11 protein-coding genes are annotated in these 24764 nt (G+C 70.4%); 10 read left to right on the top strand and 1 reads right to left on the bottom strand.

Annotated elements, in window-relative coordinates:
* The first annotated feature begins 413 nt into the window (after positions 1-413).
* Together G6N51_RS09800 and G6N51_RS09795 are read left to right on the top strand one after the other, a co-directional pair.
* Positions 414-1160, top strand: coding sequence for a DinB family protein (locus G6N51_RS09800; RefSeq protein ID WP_083169148.1), 747 nt, complete (start codon positions 414-416; stop codon positions 1158-1160).
* Positions 1161-1247: 87 nt separating this feature from the next.
* Positions 1248-1862 carry a TetR/AcrR family transcriptional regulator gene (locus G6N51_RS09795; protein ID WP_083169151.1) on the top strand — a complete coding sequence of 205 codons (615 nt, stop codon included), beginning with the start codon at positions 1248-1250 and terminating at the stop codon, positions 1860-1862.
* Between the two features lie 11 nt (positions 1863-1873).
* Here the strand turns inward: G6N51_RS09795 and G6N51_RS09790 are convergent, their stop codons facing one another.
* Entirely contained in the window at positions 1874-3532 is a 1659-nt protein-coding gene (locus tag G6N51_RS09790) for a (2,3-dihydroxybenzoyl)adenylate synthase (protein ID WP_083169153.1), read from the bottom strand.
* Positions 3533-3633: 101 nt separating this feature from the next.
* Between G6N51_RS09790 and G6N51_RS09785 the strand changes: the two genes are divergently transcribed.
* From G6N51_RS09785 to G6N51_RS09750, 8 genes are read left to right on the top strand one after another with little or no spacing between them, the layout of a single operon-like run.
* Complete coding sequence (locus G6N51_RS09785; RefSeq protein ID WP_083169154.1) at positions 3634-7158, top strand: non-ribosomal peptide synthetase; 3525 nt, start codon at positions 3634-3636, stop codon at positions 7156-7158.
* Positions 7159-7178: 20 nt separating this feature from the next.
* A complete protein-coding gene (locus tag G6N51_RS09780) occupies positions 7179-7919 on the top strand; it encodes a thioesterase II family protein (protein WP_232078307.1) in 741 nt (246 codons plus the stop codon).
* A complete protein-coding gene (locus tag G6N51_RS09775) occupies positions 7912-9228 on the top strand; it encodes a beta-ketoacyl [acyl carrier protein] synthase domain-containing protein (protein WP_083169265.1) in 1317 nt (438 codons plus the stop codon). Before G6N51_RS09780 ends, G6N51_RS09775 begins: the two co-directional genes overlap by 8 nt.
* Positions 9228-12230 carry a mycobactin polyketide synthase MbtD gene (gene mbtD / locus G6N51_RS09770; RefSeq protein WP_083169267.1) on the top strand — a complete coding sequence of 1001 codons (3003 nt, stop codon included), beginning with the start codon at positions 9228-9230 and terminating at the stop codon, positions 12228-12230. Before G6N51_RS09775 ends, mbtD begins: the two co-directional genes overlap by 1 nt.
* Complete coding sequence (locus G6N51_RS09765) at positions 12227-18769, top strand: non-ribosomal peptide synthetase (protein WP_083169156.1); 6543 nt, start codon at positions 12227-12229, stop codon at positions 18767-18769. Before mbtD ends, G6N51_RS09765 begins: the two co-directional genes overlap by 4 nt.
* A complete protein-coding gene (locus G6N51_RS09760; RefSeq protein WP_083169269.1) occupies positions 18766-23175 on the top strand; it encodes a non-ribosomal peptide synthetase in 4410 nt (1469 codons plus the stop codon). The genes G6N51_RS09765 and G6N51_RS09760 overlap by 4 nt, the downstream gene beginning before the upstream one ends.
* On the top strand, positions 23172-24467 hold the full coding sequence (gene mbtG, locus G6N51_RS09755) for an NADPH-dependent L-lysine N(6)-monooxygenase MbtG (RefSeq protein WP_083169157.1): 1296 nt from the start codon (positions 23172-23174) through the stop codon (positions 24465-24467). The genes G6N51_RS09760 and mbtG overlap by 4 nt, the downstream gene beginning before the upstream one ends.
* The gene (locus tag G6N51_RS09750) at positions 24445-24663 is read left to right on the top strand and encodes an MbtH family protein (protein ID WP_083169158.1); all 219 of its coding nucleotides are present in this window, start codon (positions 24445-24447) and stop codon (positions 24661-24663) included. Before mbtG ends, G6N51_RS09750 begins: the two co-directional genes overlap by 23 nt.
* Positions 24664-24764: the final 101 nt, after the last annotated feature.

Below are 24764 nucleotides of genomic sequence, written 5' to 3'. Positions count from 1 at the left end.
GACGCCTGAAATGTGGCGGGATTTGCTGAGGCGCTCGCGTTCGCCGGCCGCACTGAGGTTGCCGGTGTGAGAAGCCGCACACCGCCGGAGCTGGGCGCCTCGCGCCAGTGTGACTCCGGACACATTTTGCCGCCGTCGCCAGTCTTGGCTGAGCGCAACACCTTTGGCTGCAGATGGAAGTGCGGTACCGGGGCCCATGCGGGTGCGCGAAATGGCAGAGTTGCCAGGCAGACTCGCAGGCGGGGCGCCGCGCGCGGTCGCGGCCGTGCAAGGCCCGAGCCGTCGAGGCATCGCGTCGCCGCGCGGCAATTGAAGCTTGCCCGACCGGTGAGCTGTACATACCACTCGCTTCTTGACTTCCTACATACTGCATGTATGGTGATACATACAGTATGTATATGGGAGGTCGGTTTATGAGTGGCACGCTCGACGCCATAGCGCAGGAACGTGCAATCGTGCTTGACGTTTGCTCGCGGCTGCCCGACCCGATGTGGGCGAAGGAGAGCGGATGTTCCGGCTGGTCTGTGCAGGACCTGTTGTCGCACATGGCATGTAGCTATTGGTTGGCGGTCGATCCGTCGACGCTGCCTGATCCCGGCGGCCTGCCCGCCGAACGCGCAGCCGACCTTTACGTCGAGTCCCGCCGCTCCATGACGCCCGCGGAGGTGATTGCCGACTACGAGTCGGTCAGTTCGCGTGGGCTCGAGGTGCTCGCCGCGGTCGAGGATCAAGACGTCGACATACCGATCGGCGATGTCGGGACATATCCGGCCGCGGTGGTGCCCACGACGTTCGTCTTCGAGTCCTTTGTCCACCTGCGGTACGACCTCTTCGCCCCGGACGGGCCGGTTCGGTCCGAGCCGCCGGCGGTCGACGAGCTACGGCTTGCCCCCACGCTGGACTGGATCGAGGCTGCGCTACCGCAACAGAACACCCACCTGCTCAACGACTTGCGCGGCGGTGTCGAAATCCGCCTCGACGGGATGTGCGCCCGCACGCTGCGCCTCGGCGCCCAGGGCGATCCGGCCGCGCGGATCACATCCGATTCACAAGCGTTCGTGCGTTGGGTCACCCAGCGCGGCGCGTGGGAAGGACTCGGCGTTCGGGCCGAGGGGGACTCGTCCGCGCTGGACATCGCCCGCCGGTTCAGGGTGTTCTGAGCGACACCGCCCGAGTGGGAGAAGATCCCGCGACCTTCATGCGGTATGTATGACAATGCATACTCAGCTGTGAAAGGTAAGGGTGGAATGGCCCGGGATGGTCGCCGCACACAGGCTGAGCGTGCCGCCGACACGCGCGGCGCGCTGATCAGTGCCGCCCGGCCCTTGTTCGCGTCGCTGGGATTCGCCGAGGTTTCCCTGGAGACGATCGTGCGCGACGCGGGGGTGACGCGCGGCGCGTTGTACCACCATTTCGCCGACAAGACAGAGCTTTTCGCCGCGGTGTTCGAGCAAGTGGAGGGCGAGATGGCCGCCCGGATGGGGGAGGCCGTCGCGGCCGCGGGGGAATCCGACCCCGTCGAGATCATGCGGCTGTGTGCGGGCCTGTGGTTGGACGCGTGCGCCGAGCCCGAGGTTCAGCGCATCGTGCTGCTGGAGGCGCTGGCGGTGTTGGGGTGGGAGCGCTGGAGCGACATCGGGAACCGATACAACATCGGATTCGTGAAGGCGCTGCTGACCCACGCTATCGAGTCCGGCAGCATCCCGCCCCAACCCGTGGAGGCAACCGCCCTGACCGTCATGGGGGCGCTGCGCGAGGCAACGCTCTACATCGCCCGCGCGGACGATCATCGTCAAGCGCGCGCCGAGGCCGGCGCGGTGATGGATCGGCTGCTAAACGCGTTGCGCGCCAAGGACAGCTAACGACGACCTGGTCAGCTGGGCGCTCGTTGGGCCGTAACCTGGGTTGCGATCGCCTTCTTGTCGATCTTGCCGATCGGTGTGGTCGGCAGTGCTGCCATCGCAACCAGCACATCGGGCCGCGCATGGGCGGCCACGCCACGCTGGTCGAGATGGGCGTTCAGCTCCGCCAGTGACACCCCGGTCCCGGTGAAAACGACTGCCGCGCAGATTGTTTCGCCGAGGTATGGGTCGGGCAGCGGCACCGCGGCCGCGGAGAAGATCGACGGGTGGCTGAGCATCTGCTCCTCGAGCTCGGCGGCGGAGATGGTTTCCCCGCCGCGGCAGATCACGTCCTTGACCCGTCCGGTCACGGTCAGATAGCCGTCGTCGCGGAGCCGGACCAGGTCACCGGTGCGGAAGAAGCCGTTGGGATCGAAGCAACGTTCGTTGTCGCGGTCAGCGCGGTAGTAGCCGTTCAGCGTGTACGGGCCGCGCACCAGCAGCTCGCCTTCCTCGCCGGGCGCCACCGGTCGCCCGTCCGCGTCGACGACGCGCAGTTCGTCAGCCGGGCACAGCGGGCGCCCCTGGGTGTGGTCGACGAGCTCGGCCGGATCGTCCGGGCGGGTGTAGTTCAGCAGTCCTTCCGCCATACCGAACACCTGCTGCAGCCCCGGGGTCAGCGCAGTGCGGATGAGGCGGCCGTCGTCGGGTTCCAACTTTGCCCCGCCAACCTGCAACAGCCGCAGGGTTTTCGGTGTCACCGGTTCCCACTCGCAGGCCTGCGCCCACAATTTGGCCAGCGCCGGCACCAGGGCGGTGACCGTGACACCGTGGCGCTCGATGGCGGCGAAGGCGGCCTCGGGGCTCGGGTCGGTGCCGAACACGGTGGTGGCGCCCACCGTCATGGCGCCGAGCAGCCCGGGGCAGGCCAGCGGGAAGTTGTGCCCGGCCGAGAGCAGCACCAGATACACGTCGTCGGCCGTGAGGCGGCACACCTGTGCGCTGGCGGTCGCGTTGAACAGGTAATCGTCGTGGGTGCGCGGGATGAGTTTGGGAGTGCCGGTTGTGCCGCCCGAAACCAGGAGCAGCGCAGGCGATCCCGGATCGCGCGGCGGTGCCGGGAGCGGGAGGGTGGCTGGCTGGCAAAGCTGGGCCCACGAGGTGAACGGGCCCGGGTCGCCGTCGACGACGACGTGCCGGAGCGCCGGGTGGTCCCTGACGAGTTCGCGGGCCATGGCCCGGTAGTCGAAACCGTTGACCGCGTCGGCAATCACCAACCCGGTGGCCTGGCTGACGGCGGCGAAATGTCCCAATTCGGCCGTCCGATGGCCGGGCAGACACATCACCGGGATGGCGCCGGCCCGCAGCAGCCCGAACAGGGCCACCGCGAACTGGCAACCGTTCGGCAGCTGGAGCAGCACCCGGTCGCCCGGTGCGATGCCCAGAGCGCGGAGGCCCGCCGCGGCGCGGTCGGCGCGCGCATCGAGCTCGGCGTAACTCAGGCCGGCGCCGTCCGCGGCGTCGAGCGCGGCCGCTCGGCCGGGCCAGCGCGCCGCCGCGTCGCTCAGGATGGTGTCCAGCGTGCGGCCCACCCAGTAGCCGGCGGCCCGGTAGGCGGCGGCGCGATCGGCGGGGAACGGCACGAACCCTTCGAGGGCCCCGGCCGGGGCTTGCCGTGCGTTCGCGGTCATCGAGGTCCTCAGACGGGGGGGCGTAGTAGCGGCGATCCGTGAGTAAGGATAGGGTAACCACCACAACTTAGGGCAGCCTGTGCTAATTCAGGGAGGGTTTCGTGGTGCGTGCCTCGGCGCGCTCGGCAGACGACGTCCGGGCAGAGGTGGCCGAACTGCTCGGCGTCGGTGCCGACGACCTTGACCCGACCGCCAACCTCATCGGCCAGGGCCTGGATTCCATCCGGATCATGACGCTGGCGGGCCGCTGGCGACGCCAGGGTATTGCCGTCGATTTCGCCACGCTGGCCGCAACTCCCACGGTCGAAGCCTGGGCGGAGCTGGTGAGCGTCGACGCACCGGCCGGCCCCGCCAACAACCAAGAGCCTTCCACCGAAGCGGCGGCGACAGCGGCTGCGGGCGAGCCCTTCCCGCTGGCCCCGATGCAGCACGCGATGTGGATCGGCCGCCAGCACAACCAGCAGCTGGGTGGGGTGGCCGGACATCTCTACGTCGAATTCGACGGCGGGCCGATCGATCCCGCGCGGCTGCGCGCGGCCGCCACCGAGCTGGCCCGGCGCCACCCCATGCTGCGGGTTGAGTTCCTGCCCGACGGCACCCAACGCATCGCGGCAACGGGTAACGAATTCCCGGTCACGGTCGAGGACCTGCGCCACCTGGACACCACGGTGGTCGAACAGCGGCTGGCCGCCATCCGCGACGCCAAATCGCACCAGCAGCTCGACGGCGCGGTGTTCGAGCTCGCCCTGACGCGCCTGCCCGAGGAACGCTCGCGCCTGCATGTCGATCTGGACATGCAGGCCGCGGACGCGATGAGCTATCGCACGCTGATGGCCGACCTCGCCGCCCTGTACGCCGGAAACCAGCTGTCCGCTTTGAGCTACACCTACCGGCAGTACCGCCACGCGATCGAGGCGGACGAGGCGCGGCCGCAACCGGCCCGCGACGCGGCACGGCAGTGGTGGGCGCAGCGCATCCCGCAACTTCCCGACCCGCCGACGCTCCCCACCACCGGCGACCGCAGTTCGCGCAGGAGCACCCGGCTCTGGCACTGGCTGGACCCGGAAACCCGTGACGCCCTGTTTTCCCGCGCCCAGGCCCGCGGGGTCACCCCCGCGATGACACTGGCCGCATCCTTCGCCAACGCCCTGGCGCGCTGGTCGACCACCTCACGCTTCCTGCTGAACCTGCCCCTGTTCGGCCGCCAGCCTCTGCACCCCGACGTCGAAGCGCTCGTCGGTGATTTCACCTCGTCGCTGCTGCTGGACGTCGACCTCGCCGGCGCCCGCACCCCGGTGGCGCGAGCAGCGGTCGTGCAGGACGCCATGCGGACCGCCGCCGCCCACTCCGCCTATCCGGGGCTGTCGGTGCTGCGGGACCTCAGCCGTCATCGCGGCACGCAGGTGCTGGCGCCGGTGGTCTTCACCAGCGCGCTGGGACTCGGCGAGTTGTTCAGCCGCGAGGTCACCGCCCAATTCGGCACGCCCGCGTGGATCATCTCCCAGGGGCCGCAGGTGCTGCTCGACGCTCAGGTCACCGAGTTCGACGGCGGCGTGCTGGTGAATTGGGATGTCCGCGAGGGCGTCTTCGCCCCCGGCGTCGTCGACGCCATGTTCGCCTACCACGTCGACGAATTGCTCAGGCTGGCCTCCACCGACGACAGCTGGGAAGCGATTGGGCCGCCGCCGCTACCGGACGCCCAGCGGGCGGTGCGCGACGCGGTCAACGGCCGCACCGCCGAACCCAGCGGAGAAGCGTTGCACGACGGGTTCTTCCGGCAAGCCGAGCAGCGACCCGACGCGCCCGCGATATTCGCCGGCTCGGGAGACCTCAGCTACGCGCAGCTGCGCGACCAGGCGCTGGCGGTGGCCGCCGCGCTAAGGGCGGAAGGTGTCTGCGCCGGCGACACGGTCGCGGTGATGGGCCCCAAGACCGCCGAGCAGGTGCCGGCGCTGCTGGGCATCCTCAGCATCGGCGCGGTTTACCTGCCGATCGGCGTCGACCAGCCGCGCGACCGCGCGGAGCGCATCCTGCAATCCGGGTCGGTGCGCCAGGCCCTGGTGTGTGGCGGGCAGCGGCTGGCGCTGCCGGTGCCCGAGTTGATCCTCGCCGATGTGCTGCGCGATGCCAGCGCGGCCACCGACATTCCTTCGGCGAGAGTCGATCCCACCGACCTGGCCTACGTGTTGTTCACCTCCGGCTCGACCGGGGAGCCCAAGGGCGTCGAGGTGACGCACGAGGCCGCGATGAACACCGTGGAGTTCATCGGCCGCCACTTCGACATCGGTCCCGCGGATCGATGCCTGGCCCTGTCCACGCTCGAGGGCGACATCTCGGTGATGGACGTCTTCGTGACCCTGCGGACGGGTGGATCGATCGTGGTGGTCGACGAAGCGCAGCGCCGCGACCCCGACGCCTGGGCCCGGCTCATCGACACCCACCAGGTCACCGTGCTGCACTTCATGCCGGGCTGGCTGGAGATGCTGATCGAAGTCGGCCGCGGCCGGCTGTCCTCGGTGCGGGTGATTCCCACCGGCGGGGACTGGGTGCGCCCCGAGGTGGCGCGCCGCCTGCGGGCCGAGGCGCCGCACCTCCGGTTCGCCGGCCTGGGGGGAGCAACCGAAACCCCGGTCCACAACACCATTTTCGAGGTCGCCGACCCTGACGCTCTGCCGGCGGACTGGACCGCGCTGCCCTACGGGGTGCCGCTGACCAACAACGCCTGCCGCGTCGTCAACGAGGAGGGTGACGACTGCCCGGACTGGGTCGCCGGCGAGCTGTGGGTGTCCGGCCGCGGCATCGCGCGCGGCTATCGCGGGCGCCCCGATCTCACGGCCGAGCGCTTCGTCGAGCACGCGGGACGCAGGTGGTACCGCACCGGTGACCTGGCCAGGTATTGGCCCGACGGCACATGTGAGTTCGTCGGCCGCGCCGATCACCGGGTCAAGATCAGCGGGTACCGCGTCGAACTCGGCGAGGTCGAGGCAGCACTGCGTCGGTTGCCGGGCGTGGCGATCGCGGTCGCCACCCTGCTCCGCGGCGCCGGAGGCGCCGAGGTGCTGGCCGCCGCGGTCTGCCCGGAAAGCCCCGGTAGCGTCGAGCTCAGCGCGGAGCGGATTCGGGAGTTGATGAGCGAAGTCGTTCCCGCACACATGGTTCCGCGGCACGTCGCACTGGTGGAGCGCGTCCCGTTCACCGACGCCGGCAAGATCGACCGTCGTGCGGTCGCCCGCGAATTGGGCGCCGTCGTCTCGCTGCGCGATCGGCCCGGCTACCGCGCCCCGTCGACGCCGCTGGAATCCGCCCTGGCCGCGCTCCTGGGCGACCTGCTCGGCGTGGAGCGGGTCGGTCGGGACGACGACTTCTTCGCGCTCGGCGGCGACTCGGTGCTGGCCACCCAGGCGGTGGGCCGCATCCGGAGCTGGCTGGACACCGCCCACATCATGGTCGCCGACATTTTCGCCAGCAGAACCGTTGCCGCGCTCGCGGATCTGCTGGTGGGCCGGGAGCGGGACGGCGCGCGGCTCGATCAGGTGGCCGAGCTGTACCTCGAAGTCATCCGGATGGACGCCGAGGCGGTGCTGTCGGCCAGTCGCCAGACCGCGAAACCCGGTACGGCGCAATGACATCCAACCCTGTGGTGAGCATGCCAACCGAATTCGCATCCTGGATCAAGCGGGTGCCCGGCAGGGGCGGGAGCCGGCGCGCCGGCGCGACCGTCGTGTTTCCGCACGCCGGCGCCGCGGCGGCAAGCTACCGGTCGGTGGCGACCGCGCTCGCTGCGGGCGGGGACACCTACATCGTGCAGTACCCGCAGCGCGCGGACCGGCTGAGTCATCCGGCCCCCGACACGGTGCACGACCTCGCCCGGGGCCTCTTCGAGGCGGGGCCTTGGAGTCGCGTCGCGCCGCTTCGGCTGTTCGGCCACAGCATGGGTGCCGTCGTCGCGTTCGAGTTCGCCAGGATCGCCGAATTCCACGACACCGCCGTGCAGCGCCTGTGGGTGTCGGCCGGACCGGCACCATCCGCGGTTGCCGCCATGCCGGAACTCCCCACCACCGACGACGGATTGCTCGCCGACATCGCCGATCTGGGCGGCACCGATCCCGAGCTGCTGGCCGACGACGAGTTCGCCGAGCTGCTGGCCACCGCGGTGCGGGCCGACTACCGGGCGATCAACCGCTACGAGTGCGGTCCCGGCGTGCGCATCCGTGCCGACATCCGTGTGCTGGGGGCGCGCGACGACCACCGCGTCGACCCGGCCGCCTTGCGGCTCTGGGCGAACCACACCGCGGGCACTTTCGACCTCTCGCTCTACGACGGCGGGCATTTCTACCTCAACGAACACCTCGACGCCGTGGCCGAGCGGGTGAATGCCGATGTCTGACACCAGGATCGACGGCACGGGCGATCCGGTCGTGATCGTCGGCCTGGCGCTCGAAGCGCCCGGCGGCATCGACACCTCCGAGAAGTACTGGGACTTGTTGGCGGGCGGCCGTGAGGCGCTGGGTCCGTTCCCGACCGACCGCGGTTGGCAGGTGAGCGAACTGCTCGCCGGGTCGCGGCGCAGCGGCTTCAAGGAAATCCACGACCGCGGTGGATTCCTCTCGGGTGCAACCACCTTCGACCCCGAGTTCTTCGGCATCTCACCGAGGGAGGCCGTCGCCATGGACCCCCAGCAACGCGTCGTTCTCCGCGTCTCGTGGCGCGCGCTGGAGAACAGCGGCATCAACCCCGACGACCTGGCCGGGCACGACGTGGGGTGCTTCGTCGGCGCCTCGGCCACCGGATATGGGCCGCAGATGGCCAACTTCTCCCAGCACAGTGGCCACCTGCTCGCCGGGACCGCGCTGAGCGTGATATCCGGGCGCGTCGCCTACACGCTGGGGCTGGCCGGGCCGGCGCTGACGGTGGACTCGTCGTGCGCGTCCGCACTCGCGGCGTTCCACGTCGCCGTGCGCTCGGTCCAGAACGGTGACTGCGACCTGGCGCTGGCGGGCGGGGTCAACGTGCTGGGCTCGCCCGGGTTCTTCGTCGAGTTCTCCAAACAGCACGCCCTCTCCGACGACGGCCACTGCCGTCCCTACAGTGCGCACGCCAGCGGGACGGTGTGGGCCGAAGGGGCGGCGATGTTCGTGCTGCAACGCAAATCGGCGGCGCTGCGCGCCGGCCGGCACGTCGTCGCGGAGGTCCGCGCCACCGCCGTCAACCAGGACGGTCGCAGCGCCGGGCTGAGCGCTCCCAGCGCTGAGGCGCAAGTGCGCCTGTTCCGGCGCGCCATGACGCAGGCCGGGATCGGCGCCGCGGACGTCGGCATGGTCGAGGGCCACGGCACCGGCACCCGGCTCGGCGACCGCACCGAACTTCGTTCGCTGGCAGACACTTACGGCGCCACGGTGCCCGGCGGCGGCGCGGTACTGGGCTCGGTGAAGTCCAACGTCGGGCACGCCCTGGCCGCCAGCGGAGCGCTCGGGCTGGCCAAGGTGGTGGTCTCCGCCGAGCACGGGGCCATCCCACCGACCCTTCACGCGGCGGACCCGAGCCCGGAAATCGACTGGGACAGCCAAGGTTTGCGCTTGGCGAAGACCATGACCCCGTGGCCGGCGGTCGGCGGACAACGGATCGCGGCGACGTCGGCGTTCGGCATCGCCGGCACCAACGCACACGTGATCGTCTCCCTCCCCGAGGTCGCGTGATGCTCACGTCCCCGCTGCCCGACGGTCGCGTGCCGGTGTTGCTCACCGCGCACGACGAAGAGCTGATCGCCGACGACGCCCGAGCAATCCTGGATTATCTGGACCGGACCGACGCGGACACCGCGGCGATCGCCTCGAGCCTGCTGCGCCTGCGGCGGGTGCGGCGGCACCGCGCGGTGCTCCGCGCGGCCAACCGCGCCGAACTCACCAGCGGGCTGTCCGCCCTGGCCCACGGCGACGAGCACCCGCTGGTCACCCGCTCCTCGATCGGGGCGGCGCCGTGCATCGCGTTCGTGTTTCCCGGCCAGGGCAACCAATGGCAATCGATGGGCGCCGAAGCCTATCAACGACTTCCGGCGTACCGGGCCGAGGCCGACCGATGCGCGCAGGCCTTCCTCGCCGCGGGACTGCCCTCACCATTGCCCTACCTGACCGAAGCGCTCGACCGTGACTGGTCACGGACCGAAATCCAGGGGGCGCAGTTCACCCACGCCGTCAGCCTGGCCCACGAATGGCGATTCCACGGCGTGCTCCCCGCCATCACCATCGGCCACAGCCTCGGCGAGGTCGCGGCGGCGTACGTGGCCGGAACGATTTCCTTGCCCGACGCGGCCGCGCTGGTCGGCGCCCGCGCCACCATCGTCGACCAATTGGCGGGTCAATACGCCATGGTGGTGCTGGGCGCCGGCGTCGACGAGGCGGAGTCGCTGGTCGGGGAGACCGCGGGCTGGCTGGAAGTTTCGGCGGTCAACGGCCCCTCGTCCACCGTGGTGTCCGGAGACCACGACGCCGCGGCGGCCGCCGTACGGCTGGCCCGCCAGCGCGGGATGTTCACCCATCAACTGTCCGTGGACTATCCGGGGCATACCAGCGTCCTGCGGCCGTTGCGCGCGCAGTTGAGCGACCTCGTTCCCCGCTCGGCTTTCCAGGACAGCCCGGTCAGATTCGTCGGGTCGACCTTCGGCGGCGAGGTCGGCAGCGACGTGGACTTCGGACAGTACTGGTATGAAAATCTCTGCAACACGGTGCGTTTCGATTGGGCGGTGACGGCTGCCCGGAGACTCGGGGCGACCACGTACGTCGAGTTGTCCGCGCATCCCGCGTTGCTGTACCCGCTCGCCGACCTGATCGACGAACGGACCAGCGTGGCCGTCGGGTCGGGCCACCGCGAGGGGGCCATCACAGACGTGCTGGCGAAGAACATCGCGACCGTGGCGACCGCCGATCCCGGCTGCCAGTGGGCGAACACCATCCCCGGCGGTGCCCGGCGGCCGCTGCGCGGGTTCCCCAACGCGCCCATGCGGGCGGTGCACCTCTGGGCGGCGCCCGAGCCGCTGATGGACACGGTGCCCGCCCCGTCGCTCACCGTCGCGGTCGAGACCTGGCAGCCGGCGACCCCATCGAACGCGGTGCGCGCCGACATCGGGGTCTTCGGCGCGACCGGCGCCGAGACCGCGTTGACGCAGCGGCTGATCGACGCCGTTGGGGCACAAGGCGGTTGCCGGGTGGTCTCAGCGCGGGAGGCGGAGATCGTCGCGGTCATCGCCCCCGGGCTCGACGAGCGGGATCCGATGGCGGCGATCGAACAGATCGCCGGCCTGCCGGACGCGGGCCTCCCGGACTACGCCGCCCTGATCGGCCCGCGCTGCCGGGCCGTCTGGTTGCTCACCGCGGGCGCTGAGAGCGTCGATCCGGGCGACGCCGACGCCTCCCCGGCGCAGGCGGCGCTGGCCGCGATGCATCGCAGCGTCGGGTTCGAATTCACCGACCAGACCTTCGGGCATCTCGACCTGCCGGGCCGAGAGGTCGACGCGCGGACGGCGCGCGCCGTCGTCGACGCGCTGCTCGGCGAGACGGGCGAGGTGGCGCTGCGGGGCGCCGAATCGCCGCGGCGCTACGTCCGTACCTTCTCGCAGTGCCGCGATTCGGCGACCGAACGGCCGTTTGACGCCGATGCACTGGACAACGTGGTGATCACCGGCGGCAGCGGAGCCATCGGCCTGCAGTATGCGCGGTACTGCATCGAGCGCGGGGCGCGGACGGTCACGCTGCTGAGCCGCAACGGTCTCGACCAGACCGCGCTGCACCGGCTCACCGAGGGCCACGACACCGAGGTACGAGCTTTGCGCTGCGACATCACCGATCCGGGCGCGGTGGCCGCCGCCGCCAGGCACGCCGGCGCGGGGGCGTCGTTGCTGATCCATACCGCCGGCATCGCCGAGACGCGCTCCCGCGCCGACCTGACCGGCGCCGACGTGGCGGCGGTGTGTGCCGCCAAGGTGCGTGGCCTGGCCCTGCTGGCGCAGATGTGGCCGCTGCGGCCGGCCTGCCGAATCCTGGCCTGCTCGTCGGTGTTCGGAGTGTGGGGCGGGTACCACCACGCCGCTTATGCCGCCTCCAACCGGATGCTGGACGTCTTGGTCGCCCAGCTGCGCGCCCGGGGCCACGACTGCACGGCGATCCGGTGGGGACTGTGGCAGGCCGCCGGCGTCGTGGGCGCCGACGAGATCACCCGCACCGAACGCTCCGGGCTGATCGCGATGGCGCCGGGGCCGGCGATCGCGGCCGGCCTGCACCGCTATGACGGTGACCCGCTGATCTTCGACGCCGACTTCGACCGGCTTGCAGTGTTCTTCGAAAGCCAGGGCATGCCAATGCCGTTCAGCGCGCCCCGTCGCAGCGACGGTGCAGCGGGCGACCCCGCCGCCAGGCCGCTGGCCGAGGCGGTGCACGCGGAACTCGCCGCGACACTGCACCTGGGTGACTCGGTCTCGATCGACCCGAGCGCACCGCTGATAGACCTCGGGGTGGATTCGTTGCTCGCACTCGATCTGCGTAAACGGCTGCGCCGCACGGTCGGACGCTCCGTTGCCGTCGCGCGCATGCTCGGCGGGATCACCCTCGACGAATTGATTGATGCGTTGCGCGCGGGCTCGAGCGAGCCGCCCGAAGGCGCAACGCCCGACGCCCGCGAAGCCAGAAAGGTTGGACTCCCCGCGTGACGGAAACCACCCGAGCCGGCGCACGGCTCGACGATGAGCGCCTGGAGTTGTTGCGCCGCAGGATCGCCGAACGTGGTCTGGCCAGCCCGGCCGCCGAAGCGGCGGTGGTGACCTACGAAGCGCCGCGGATGTCCGTCGGACAGCACCGGATGTGGTTCGTGCAGTCGGTGGACCCCGACAGCGCGCTGCTCAACGTCTGCGTCTCCTATCGCGTCACCGGCACGGTCGACACCGACCGGTTGCGGCACGCGGTCGACGCCGTGGCCGCGCGGCACCCCGTGCTGCACACGACGTATGACACGGGCGCCGACGGCGATCCGTATCCGGTCGTCCGCGAGGAACTGCGGCCGGAGTGGGCCGAGCACGACCTGTCCGAGTTGACCGATCAGGCCCGGCGGTTACGGCTGGACGTGCTGGCGCAGCGCGATTTCCGCCGGCCCTTCGACCTGGCCACGGATTCGCCCCTGCGGGTCACCGTGGCCCGGCTCTCGGCCGACGAGTTGATGCTGTTGATCACCGCCCACCACATCGCCTGGGACGACGCCTCGTGGACGCCGTTTTTCACCGACTTGACCCGCGCGTATGTCGATCCGGACGGCTTCGGCGACGAGCCCACGCAAGCGGTCCCACCGCCGGACGAAGCCGCGGATCCCGCCGCGGACCACGAATACTGGCGACGCCAGATGGCGAACCTCCCGGAGCCGCTTGAGCTTCCGGGTCCCAACGGGTCGGTGGTGCCACGCACCTGGCGTGCCCAACGCGCCACGCTGCCGTTACCGGCGGCCACCGTCGACCGGGCGGCGGCGCTGGCGCGGGAAACCGGTGCCACCCCGTACATGGTCCTGATGGCCGCCTTCGCCGCGCTGGTGCACCGCTACACCCAGTCAACCGACTTCCTGATCGCCGCTCCAGTGCTCAACCGCGGCGTCGGCACCGAATCGGCCATCGGGTACTACGGCAACACCGTGGTGATTCGGCTGCGGCCGCGGCCCCACCAGACGTTCCGAGAGCTGCTGGCCGAGACCCGGGACCGTGCGATGGGCGCCTTCGCCCATTCGCGCGCCGATCTGGACTGGCTGGTCCGCGAATCCAACCCGGATCGCCGGCACGGCGCCGACCGGATGACCCGGGTGAGCTTCGGGCAGCGCGAGTCCGATGGCGCCGGTTTCCGCCCGCCCGGGGTGCGGTGCACACGCGGAGAGCTGCGCGGCCATTTCAACCAGCTGCCACTGAGTTTCATGGTTGAGCTGGACCGCTCCGGCGGCGGTCTGGTCGAAGCCGAGTACCTGGTCGAGGTGCTGGATCAGCAGCTGGTGGACCAGCTGCTGCGGCACTACGCCGTGTTGCTGGACGGCGCGCTGACAAACCCCGACACGGCGCTGTCGGCGTGCGCGCTGATGGGCGCCGACGACGCCGAGTGGCTGCGTCGCGCCTCGACCGGTGAAACGTTTGAAACGCCGGCCACCACCTTGCCGGCGCTCATCACGCGCCGGACGGCGCTGTCGCCCGCCGCCATCGCCGTCGTGTACGAGGGCCACGACTACACCTATCGCGAGATCGACGAAGAGTCGAACCGCCTGGCGCACTGGCTGATCGAGCAGGGCGTCGGCACCGAGGACCGCGTCGCGGTGCTGCTGGACAAGTCACCCGAGCTGGTCATCACCGCGCTGGGCGTGCTGAAGGCGGGCGCGGTCTACCTGCCGGTGGATCCCACCTACCCCGAGGATCGGCTGACCTTCATCCTCGGCGACGCCGACGCCAAACTCGTTCTGCGCGAGCCGGTTCCGGAGTTGTCGCGGTACCCGGCCACCGCGCCCGCCGAGTTGATCCGGCCGTTGGGCCCAAACAACACCGCCTACCTGATCTACACGTCGGGTTCGACAGGGATGCCCAAGGGCGTGCCGGTGCCGCACGCGCCGATCGCCGAGTACTTCGTGTGGTTCGGTGACGAGTACCGCGTCGATGAGACCGACCGGCTGCTGCAGGTCGCGTCGCCGAGCTTCGACGTATCCATGGGAGAGATCTTCGGCACGCTGATCATGGGCGCCCGGCTGGTGATCCCGCGGCCGGACGGGCTACGCGACATCGGCTACCTGACGGATCTGCTGAGCCGCGAAGGCATCACCTCGATGCACTTCGTGCCGTCGCTGCTCGGGCTGTTCCTGTCGCTGCCCGGCGTCGGCCAGTGGCGCACGCTGCGCCGCGTGCCCATCGGCGGCGAGGCCTTACCCGGGGAGATCGCCGACAAATTTCACGCGACGTTCGACGCGCTGCTGTACAACTTCTACGGACCGACCGAGACCGTGGTCAACTGCACCAGCTATCCGGTGGAAGGGGCGCAGGGCACCCGGGTGGTGCCCATCGGGCGCCCGAAGATCAACACGCAGGTCCACCTGCTCGACAACGCGCTGCGCCCGGTGCCCGCGGGCGCGATCGGCGAAATCTACATCGGTGGAACTCATGTCGCGCACGGATACCACCGCAGGCCCGCGCTGACTGCCGAGCGTTTCGTCGCCGACCCGTTCACCCCGGGCGGCCGGCTGTACCGCTCGGGCGACCTGGCCCGCCGCAACGCCGACGGCGACATCGAGTTCGTCGGTCGCGCCGACGAACAAGTCAAGATCCGCGGCTTCCGCATCGAGCTGGGCGAGATCGCCGCCGCCATCACGGTCGACCCCAGCGTGGGGCAGGCGGTGGTGCTGGCCATGGACCTGCCGCGGCTGGGCAAGAGCCTGGTCGGATACGTCACGCCGGCCCCGGGTGGTGACCCGGAAACCGTTGACATCGAACGGATCCGCGCCCGGGTGGCCGCGGCGCTGCCCGACTACATGACGCCGGCCGCCTACGTTGCGCTCGACGAAATCCCGATCACGGCGCACGGCAAGATCGACCGCACCGCGCTGCCCCAACCGCAGATCGCGGCTGCCGCACAATACCGCGACCCGACCACACCCACCGAACGCCGCATCGCCGCCTTGTTTGCCGCGCTGCTCGGTCACGACCGGGTGGGGGTCGACGACTCGTTCTTCGACTTGGGCGGCCACTCGCTGGTGGCCACGAAACTGGTCACCGCCATCCGCTCGGACTGTGGCGTGGAAATCGGCATCCGCGACGTCTTCGAACTGGCGACGGTGGGCGCGTTGGCCGAGCGGGTCGACCAGCTGAGTTCCGGTGAGCGGAGACAGTCGCGGCCCAAGCTGATCGCGACCGCGCACGACGAGCCCATGCCACTGTCGGCCTCACAGCTGCGCAGCTGGTTCGCCTACCGCGTCGACGGGCCCAGCTGGGTCAACAACATTCCGTTCGCCGCGAAACTGAGCGGGCCGTGGGACATCGATGCCCTGGTTGCCGCCGTCGGCGACGTCGTCGCCCGCCACGAAATCCTGCGCACCTCCTACGTGGAGTTGGACGGCGTGCCCTATCAGGTGGTCGGACCGGCCGGGGAGGTATCCGTGCGCCGCGCCGCCGGCCCCGACGACGCCTGGCTGCAACGGGAATTGGACGCCGAGCGCCGGCACTGCTTCGAGCTGGACCGCGAATTGCCGGTACGGGTCGCGGTGCGGCACACCGACGACAACCCCGCCGAGCATGTGCTGTCACTGGTCGTCCACCACATCGCCTCCGACCACTGGTCGGCGGGGGTGCTGTTCGCCGACGTGATGACCGCCTATCGGGCCCGCCGGGCGGGGGAGGCCCCGTCCTGGGCGCCGCTGCGGGTGCAGTACGCCGACTACGCGGCGTGGCAGGGCGAGTTCCTCGGCGACGCCACCGGTCAAGAATCTCCTGTCGCCGCCGAGCAGCGCGAGTACTGGAACCGGCAATTGGCCGGGCTGCCGGAGAACACCGGGCTGCGGCCCGACTTTCCCCGCCAGCCGGTCCCCAGCGGGGCGGGCGAATCCGTCGACTTCCGCATCGACGCCACGACCCGCGGCAAGCTCGCCGAATTGTCCCGCGAGCTGGGCATCACCGAATTCATGCTGCTGCAGACGGCGGTCGCCGTGGTGCTGCACAAAGCGGGTGGTGGGTTGGACATCCCGCTGGGCACCCCGATCGCGGGGCGCACCGAGGCCGAACTCGACCAGCTGATCGGCTTTTTCGTCAACATCCTGGTGCTGCGCAACGACCTGACCGGGAACCCGACGTTGCGCGAGTTGCTGACTCGTGCGCGGGAAACGGCGCTGGCCGCCTACGCCCATCAGGACCTGCCGTTCGACCGCGTGGTCGACAGCGTCAGCCCGGTGCGTTCGTTGTCGCGCAACCCGCTGTTCCAGGTCGTCGTGCACGTCCGTGACCAGCTGCCCGCCATGCGGGTGGTCGAGCAGGCCCCCGAGGGCGGACAGGCCACGGTGTGCACCTCGCTGGACCCGGTCTTCGACATGGCGCACGCCGATCTCAGCGTCAACTTCTTCGGCACCGACGGCTCGAACGGCGTCGGTTACACCGGCAACCTCATCTTCCGCACGGAGCTGTACACCAGGCCGACCATCGAGCGGCTGGCCGGTTGGCTCACCCGGGTGGTCACCGAGTTTGCCGACAACGTCGATCAGAGTTTGCGAGATGTGCAGCTGGCCGACGCCGCAGAGCGGCGCCGCATGCTGGAGCACTGGAGCCGCGGAGAGCGGCCCCCGCACGACCGGCCGCGCACCATTCCGGAATTGCTGGAACCGAGCCGAGGCTGGGGACCCGACCGGATCGCGGTGCGTTGCGGCGATCAGCAAATCGATTACCCTGCGCTGCACCGTCTTTCGGACAACCTGGCGGCGCTGCTGGCCGCGCAGGGGGTCGGCCCGGGGTCGTTGGTCGGGCTCTCGACGCGCCGCAGCGTCGACCTGGTGGTGGCGCTGGTGGCCATCATGAAGGCGGGCGGTGGTTACTTCCCCATCGACCCCGGCTATCCGCTGGCGCGCAAGCAGTTCATGCTCGACGACGTGCGGCCGCCGGTCGTGGTGGCGACGGCCGAAGCGGCGGCCACCGTCCCCGAAGTCGCCGGCGTCGCGGTGCTTTCGCTCGATGACCCGCAGGTGCGCGCCGCGGTGGAGAACGGGGAGGTCGATCGGCGGGAACTACCGCTGCCGCACCCCGAACACCCGATGTTCCTGGTCTTCACGTCCGGATCCACCGGCACGCCGAAAGGCGCGCTGGGCACCCACCGATCGATGGCGGCGCGGCTGGACTGGCAGCTGCGGCACTACCCGCCCAGGACGGACGACGTTCGGCTGGCGCAGGCCTCGATCACGTTCCTCGAGGGCGGCATGGAGATGCTGGCCGGCCTGGCGGCGGGGGCCACCATGATCCTCGCCGACGACACCGAGCACCGCGACCCGGAAGCCCTCGCCGAGTTGATGAGTCGGCACGCGGTCGCGCAGGTGACCGCGGTGCCCAGCCTGGTATCGGTCCTGGTGGACAGCCGGCCCGACGCGGTGCGGGCGTTGTCCAGGTTGGTGTGCGGCGGAGAACCGGTGAGCACGTCGCTGCTGCAGCGGCTGGCGGCCGTGTGCTCCGGCGCGGACATCGAGCTGTTGAACAACATCGGCTCCACCGAAACGTCCGGCGCGGTATCCCGCGGGCGGCTGGAGCCGCCGAATCCGCTCGTGGGCAAGCCGGTTCCCGGGGCGGACGCCTACCTGCTCGACGACGGCCTGCGGCCGGTACCGGTCGGTGTCGTGGGCGAACTCTATTACGCCGGCGATCAACTGGCGCGGGGCTATTGGAAGCGGCCCGCGCTGACCGCCACCCGGTTCGTGGCCAATCCCTTTGCGCTCGAGCCGGGTTCACGTCTGTACCGCAGTGGCGACCTCGCCCGCTGGACCGAGGACGGCCGACTGGAATTCGTCGGACGCTCCGACCACCAGGTCCAGGTACGCGGTTTCCGGGTGGAGTTGGCCGAGGTCGAGGCGGCGCTGGCGGGAGTCGACGGTGTCGCCGCCGCGGCGGCCCGCACCTGGGAGGCACACGGCGGGACCTCGCTCGCCGGATATGTTGTGCCGCAACGTCGGATCCTCGATGACACCGAGAAGGCCTCGTTCGCATCCGAGGTGCGCGCCGCGATCGGCGCGACACTGCCCGGCTACATGATGCCGTCGTCGTTGACCGTCCTAGAGAAGCTTCCCAAAACCGAATCGGGCAAGCTGAATCGGCCCGGGCTGCCGCGGCCGGCGGTTACCACCAGTGGGCGCGTCGAACCGTCGCGCACCGACACCGAACGGGCGCTGGCCGACGTGTTCGCCGAGCTACTGTCGACACCCGAGGTGGGCCGCTTCGACGACTTCTTCGCGCTGGGCGGGGACAGCATCCTGTCGGTGCAGCTGGCCTCGCGGGCACGGGCCGCCGGCCTGGCGGTCAGCCCGCGGATGATCTTCGAGAACCCGACCGTGCAACAGCTCGCGGCGGCGGTGGATGCGCTGGGGCGCAACGGCGGCGAGCAGGTCGAGGAGCCCGCCGACACCCGGTTCGAGCCGATGAGCACGTCCGGACTCTCGACCGAGGATCTTGCCGCGGTGACGCAGCTTTGGTCGTCGTCGCGCGACGGTACGCCATGACGGTCACCAAGGATGTCACGCCCGACATCGAGGACGTGATGGCGCTGAGCCCACTGCAAGAGGGCTTGTATTCGCTGACCACGCTCGCCGAGTTCGGCGACGGCGACGCCGACGATCCTTATGTGATCGGGATGGCCGCGGACATCTCCGGTGCGCTCGACGTCACGCTGTTACGTGATTGCGCGACCAAGATGTTGGTGCGCCACCCCAACCTTCGGGCCAGCTTCTTCAGCCGGGGCATCGCCCGTCCGGTGCAGATCGTGCCGTCCCGCGTCGAGCTCCCATGGCGCACCGTCATGGCCGCACCCGAGGATTTGGGGGCGCTGGAGGTTGCCGAACGCCGCCGGCCGTTCGACCTCGAACGCGGGCCGGTCATCCGTTTCCTGCTCATCGAATTGCCCGGTCCGCGATGGCGTCTGGTGCTCACCGCGCACCACATCGTGATCGACGGCTGGTCGTTGCCGGTGTTCGTCAACGAGATGATGATCCTGTACCAGGCCGGCGGTGCTCCGTCGGCGCTGCCCCGCGCGCCGCGGCCCTACCGCGATTACATCGGCTGGCTGGCCCGTCGCGATTCCGAAGCGGGCCAGCGCGTCTGGCGTCGACACCTGGAGGGCCTGCCCGGGCCCACCCTGCTATCCGCCGCGCTGGGCTCGGCGGAGGGTCGGCGGACCGGGCTGCCCCGCACCACCGAACTGCGGATGCCGGCGGAGGCCAGCGCGCGCCTGGTCGAGCAGGCGCGCTCCCGCGGCATCACCGTCAACACGCTGATGCAGGTGGCGTGGGCGCTGGTGCTGTCTCGGCTCACCGACAGCCAGGACGTGGTGTTCGGGGTAACGGTGTCCGGCAGGCCCCCGGAACTGGCCGGCGTGGAGACCATGATCGGCCTGTTCATCAACACCGTTCCCATGCGGGTGCGGTTCGACCCGGCGGTCAGCGTCGGCGAGCAATGCCGCACGGTGCAGCGCGATGCCGCGCTGCTGCGCGACCACGGCTACCTCGGGCATGCCCAACTGCGGGCGCTCGGTGGGGTCGGGGAGATGTTCGACACCCTGCTGGTCTACGAAAACTTTCCCTTGGACGGACTGACCGCCGGAACCGAATTGACCGCCGCCGGTGCGACATTCCGGCCGTCCGCCCTGCAGACGCTGTCACACTTCCCGATCACCGTCGCGGCCCATATGGAAGGTGGCGAGCTGGTGGTGCTGGTCGAAGTGATCGACGGCGCACTGGGCGACGTCCCCGCCGCCGCCTTCGGCCGGCGGGTGCTCGTCACCGCCGAGCGGCTGCTGCGGGACTGGGAGCGGCCGCTGCCCCAGGTCAGCGTCCTCTTCGAGGACGAGGTACCCGCCCCCGGCGCCGCCAGCGCGCCCACCGCCCCGTCGGTCGTCGGCATCCACACGCGGTTCGCCGAAGTGGCCGGCGAGACCCCGGACAACGTCGCCGTCAGCTGGGCGGGCGGCGCGCTGAGCTACCGCGAACTGGACGCCCTCGCCGACGGCCTGGCCGCCCGCCTCGCCGATCGCGGGGTGCGGACCGAAACCCCGGTCGCCATCCGGCTTTTCCGTGGCCCGCAATACATCGTCGCGACGCTCGCCGTGCTCAAAGCCGGCGGTGTGTGCGTGCCGATGGAGCCGGGGACACCCCCCGAACGGGTGGCATCGATCCTGCGCCAGTCCGGCGCGTCCATCGTGATCGACGACGAGTGGCTCTCGTCCGGCGGACCACCCGGCGCCGATTTCCGCGCGGTCGCGGTGTCGGCCGGGCAGGCCGCGTACGTCATCTTCACCTCGGGCACCACCGGAGAACCCAAGGGCGTCATCGGGACTCACGCGGCGGTGGCCGCCTACGCCGACGATCACCTGGACAACGTGTTGCGGCCGGCGGCCGCCCGGCTCGGCCGGCCGCTGCGCATCGCACATGCGTGGTCGTTCGCGTTCGACGCCGCCTGGCAGCCGCTGGTCGCCCTACTCGACGGGCACGGCGTGCACGTCGTGGACGAGCACACCCAGACCGACGCCGAGGCGCTGGTCGCGGCGATCGCCGAACACGACATCGACATGATCGACACCACCCCGTCGATGTTTGCCCAACTGGCGGCATGCGGTTTGCTCACCACCGTTCCGCTGGCCGTCCTCGCCCTGGGTGGGGAAGCGCTGGGCAAGACCGCCTGGAATTCCATCCGCGCCGAGTGCGCGCGCACGGGCATGGCGGCCTACAACTGCTACGGGCCAACCGAAACCACCGTCGAGGCGGTCGTCGCCGCCATCGCGGAGCGCGACGAGCCCGCGATCGGGCGGCCGACCCTGCACACCCGCGGTTACGTGCTGGACTCGGCGCTGCGCCCGGTGCCGTGCGGGGCGACCGGCGAGCTGTACCTGGGCGGCACCCAGCTGGCGCGCGGGTACCTCGGCCGGGCCGCCGAAACCGCCCAGCGATTCGTGGCCGATCCGTTCGTGTCCGGCGAGCGCATGTACCGCACCGGCGATTTGGTGCGTCGCGGCCCCGACGGCGCGCTGCGGTACGTGGGCCGCGCCGACGCACAGGTGAAGATCCGCGGCTACCGCGTCGAGCCGGGCGAGATCGCGGCGGCGCTGGAATCGCACCCCGCCGTCCAGCATGCGGGCGTGGTGCTGCGCCGGCGGCACGGCGTTGCGCGGCTGACCGCGTATGTCGTCATTTCCGGCGCGGCGCCTCGGCCACCGTCGGCGACCGAGTTACGCGGCATGCTCGGTTCCCGGTTGCCGCGCTACATGATTCCGCAGCGCATCGTCGCGGTCGACGAAATCCCGCTGACGGCCAACGGGAAACTGGACGAGGCCGCCCTGAGCGCTCTCGACGACGGCGAGGCGGCGTCCGCCGAGGCCCGGCCCGAGACCCCCACCGAAATCGCACTGGCCGAACTGCTTTCGGAACTGCTGCACCAGCCACGGGTCGACGCGGCCGCGGATTTCCTGCAGCTGGGTCTGGACAGCATCATGGCCCTGACGGTGGTGCAGGCGGCCCGGGCCAGGGGGATCGCCCTGCGCGCCAGGCTGATCCTCGAGTGCGCCAACATCCACGAGCTGGCCGCGGCGATCGACTCCGAAACCGTCTTCGGCGCAAGCGATGCCGAGGACCGCAGCGAGCCCATGCCGGTGCTGCCCAACGGCCGCTGGCTCTACGAATACGGCGAGCCGCGCCGGCTGGCGCAGACCGAAGCCATCCGGCTGCCCGACGGCGTCACCCGCGAGCAATTGGACACCGCGCTGGCCGGCATCGTGGCCGGGCACGAGGTGCTGCGCGCCCGCCTGGACCGCGCGGCCATGACGCTGATCCCGGCCCAGGCCGCCGGCCCCCACCTCATCGAAGTGGAGGTGTCCGACGACCTGCAACCCGTGATCCCCGGACACGTCGCACGGGCCGTCGACCGCCTCGACCCGGAAGGGGGTGTACTGCTGGCCGCGGTGTGGCTTCGCCCCCCGGTCGGGCAGAGCGTGCTGCTGCTGACCGCCCACGTGCTGGCGATGGATCCGGCGTCGTGGCGGGTGGTTCTGGGCGAATTGGACGCGGCCCTCAATGCTTTGGCCAGCGGCCGCCCGCCCGCCCCGGCCCGGGAGCACACCAGCTATAGGCGCTGGGCCGGCGCGCTCATCGAGCGCGCACACCGGCTCGACACGGTGCAATTCTGGGCCGGCCAGCACGACGGTGACGATCCCGACATCGGTGCCCGGCGCGTCGATCCGCGCCGCGACCGGGCGCGCGATCTGGACGTCCGTCTGGTCGCCGCCGACGCGGACACCACCCGCCGGCTGCTGGAGTCGGGTCTGCCATTGCCGCACCTTCTGATCGCCGCCACCGCGGCAACGGTGACGCGTTGGCGGCGATCGCGGAACCAGGCGACGCCGCCGCCCCTGCTGGCGCTGGAAACCCACGGGCGCGCCGACGGACTCGTCGAGGCGCCGAGCGCGCACACCATCGACACCGGCGACACCGTCGGACTGCTCAGTTCCATCTACCCGATGCGGGTGACGTCGGCCGGCCCGGGAGAGGTGGGGGAGCAGCTGGCGGCCATGCCCGGGGACGGGCTGGACTACGGGCTGCTGCGCTACCTGCGGGCCGACACCGCCGAACGCCTCGCCCCGTTGCGCGGCCCGCAACTGCTGTTGAACTACCTCGGCGCCGCCCATACCGGGGGCGGCACCGCGGTGCGGCTGGAGCGCGAGCTGTTGGCCGGGGTGTCGCCGCAGCCGGAGCCCGACTTGGCGGTGCGTCACGAGCTCACCATCGCGGCGGCCATGCTCACCTTCGATGGGCAACGGGTGCTGGCCGCGCAGTGGCGCACGCTGCCCGACATTCTGAGTGACGCCGATGTCGCCGAGTTGCAACGCCTTTGGATCGAATCGCTGCGGGAGACGGTGACATGAGCACGCTTGCGATCCTGGGTGCGGGAGCCAAGGCGGTAGCCGTCGCGGCGAAGGCGTCCGTGCTGCGGGACATGGGCGTCGATGCCCCCGAGGTGATCGCGGTCGAGCGGATCGGTGTCGCGGCCAACTGGCAGGCCAGCGGCGGTTGGACCGACGGTGCGCACCGGCTGGGCACCAGCCCGGAAAAGGACGTGGGCTTTCCGTACCGGTCCGCGCTGGTGCCCCGGCGCAACGCCGAACTCGACGAGCGGATGACCCGCTACAGCTGGCAGTCCTATCTGATCGCCACGGCGTCGTTCGCCGAATGGATCGACCGCGGCCGGCCGGCGCCCACTCATCGCAAGTGGAGTCAATACCTGGGCTGGGTCGCCGGCCAGATCGGCCTCGATGTGGTGCACGGCCAGGTGGAACGGCTGGCCGTCAGCGGCGACCAGTGGGCGCTGCACACCCACGAAACCACCGTGCATGCGGATGCGCTGATGATCACCGGCCCCGGCCAGGCCGAGAAGTCGTTGCTGCCCGGCAACCCCCGCATGCTGTCGATCGCCCAGTTCTGGGACCGCGCCGCGGGCCACGACCGGATCAGCGCCGAGCGCGTGGCGGTGATCGGCGGCGGCGAGACAGCGGCGTCGATGCTCAATGAGCTTTTCCGACACCGGGTTTCGACCATTACCGTCATCTCGCCGCAGGTGACGCTGTTCACCCGCGGGGAGAGCTTCTTCGAGAACTCGCTGTTTTCCGACCCCACCGACTGGACCGCGCTGACGCTGGCCGAGCGTCGAGACGCGCTGGCCCGCACCGACCGCGGGGTGTTCTCGGCGAACGTGCAGGAGGCCCTGCTGGCCGACGACCGCATCCGCCACTTGCGCGGCCGGGTGGCCCACGCGGTGGGCCGGGACGGCCAGATCCGGCTTACGTTGTCCACCAACCGGGGCAGCGAGAACCTCGAGACGGTGCACGGTTTCGATCTGGTCATCGACGGCTCCGGTGCCGACGCACTGTGGTTCACGTCGTTGTTCGGGCAGGACGTGCTGGATCTGTTGGAGCTCGGCCTGGGCGGACCGCTGACCGCGGATAGCCTGCAGGAGGCGATCGGCTATGACCTGGCCGTCGGTGGCGTGACGCCGAAGCTGTTTCTGCCCAACCTGTCCGGGTTGACGCAGGGGCCCGGATTTCCCAACCTCAGTTGCTTGGGATTGTTGTCAGACCGGGTATTGGGTTCAGCGGGGGGCTTAGCCGGCCCGGCCAAGCACACGACAAGGAGACGCGATGAGCATCAACCCCTTCGATGACGACAACGGCACGTTCTTAGTTCTGGTCAACGACGAGGAGCAGCACAGCCTGTGGCCGAGCTTCGCCGACAAGCCGGCGGGCTGGCGGGTGGTCTACGGCGAAGCGAGCCGCGCCGAATGCCTGGAGTATGTGGAACAGAATTGGACCGACATCCGGCCGAAGAGTCTCCAGGAATCGATCAAGCGGCGAGGCTGACGCGACGCCGCTGCACCCCGTAGCGTCGCCGTAACGTGACCGACCCGAGACACAAATGCCGGCCGCACCAGGCACACTTACACCAACTACACCGTGCTCAC

The organism is Mycobacterium paraseoulense (assembly GCF_010731655.1).
GTDB lineage: Bacteria > Actinomycetota > Actinomycetes > Mycobacteriales > Mycobacteriaceae > Mycobacterium > Mycobacterium paraseoulense.
Note: the sequence above shows the minus strand (reverse complement) of the source record. Positions and strands in the feature narration are given on the sequence as shown.

Excerpts from the sequence above, each read along its gene's own strand:
- G6N51_RS09780 (WP_232078307.1), top strand. The coding sequence starts at position 7,179 with ATGCCAACCGAATTCGCATCCTGGATCAAGCGGGTGCCCGGCAGGGGC.
- mbtD (WP_083169267.1), top strand. The coding sequence starts at position 9,228 with ATGCTCACGTCCCCGCTGCCCGACGGTCGCGTGCCGGTGTTGCTCACC.
- mbtG (WP_083169157.1), top strand. The coding sequence starts at position 23,172 with ATGAGCACGCTTGCGATCCTGGGTGCGGGAGCCAAGGCGGTAGCCGTC.
- G6N51_RS09775 (WP_083169265.1), top strand. The coding sequence starts at position 7,912 with ATGTCTGACACCAGGATCGACGGCACGGGCGATCCGGTCGTGATCGTC.
- G6N51_RS09790 (WP_083169153.1), bottom strand. The coding sequence starts at position 3,532 with ATGACCGCGAACGCACGGCAAGCCCCGGCCGGGGCCCTCGAAGGGTTC.
- G6N51_RS09800 (WP_083169148.1), top strand. The coding sequence starts at position 414 with ATGAGTGGCACGCTCGACGCCATAGCGCAGGAACGTGCAATCGTGCTT.
- G6N51_RS09760 (WP_083169269.1), top strand. The coding sequence starts at position 18,766 with ATGACGGTCACCAAGGATGTCACGCCCGACATCGAGGACGTGATGGCG.
- G6N51_RS09795 (WP_083169151.1), top strand. The coding sequence starts at position 1,248 with ATGGCCCGGGATGGTCGCCGCACACAGGCTGAGCGTGCCGCCGACACG.
- G6N51_RS09750 (WP_083169158.1), top strand. The coding sequence starts at position 24,445 with ATGAGCATCAACCCCTTCGATGACGACAACGGCACGTTCTTAGTTCTG.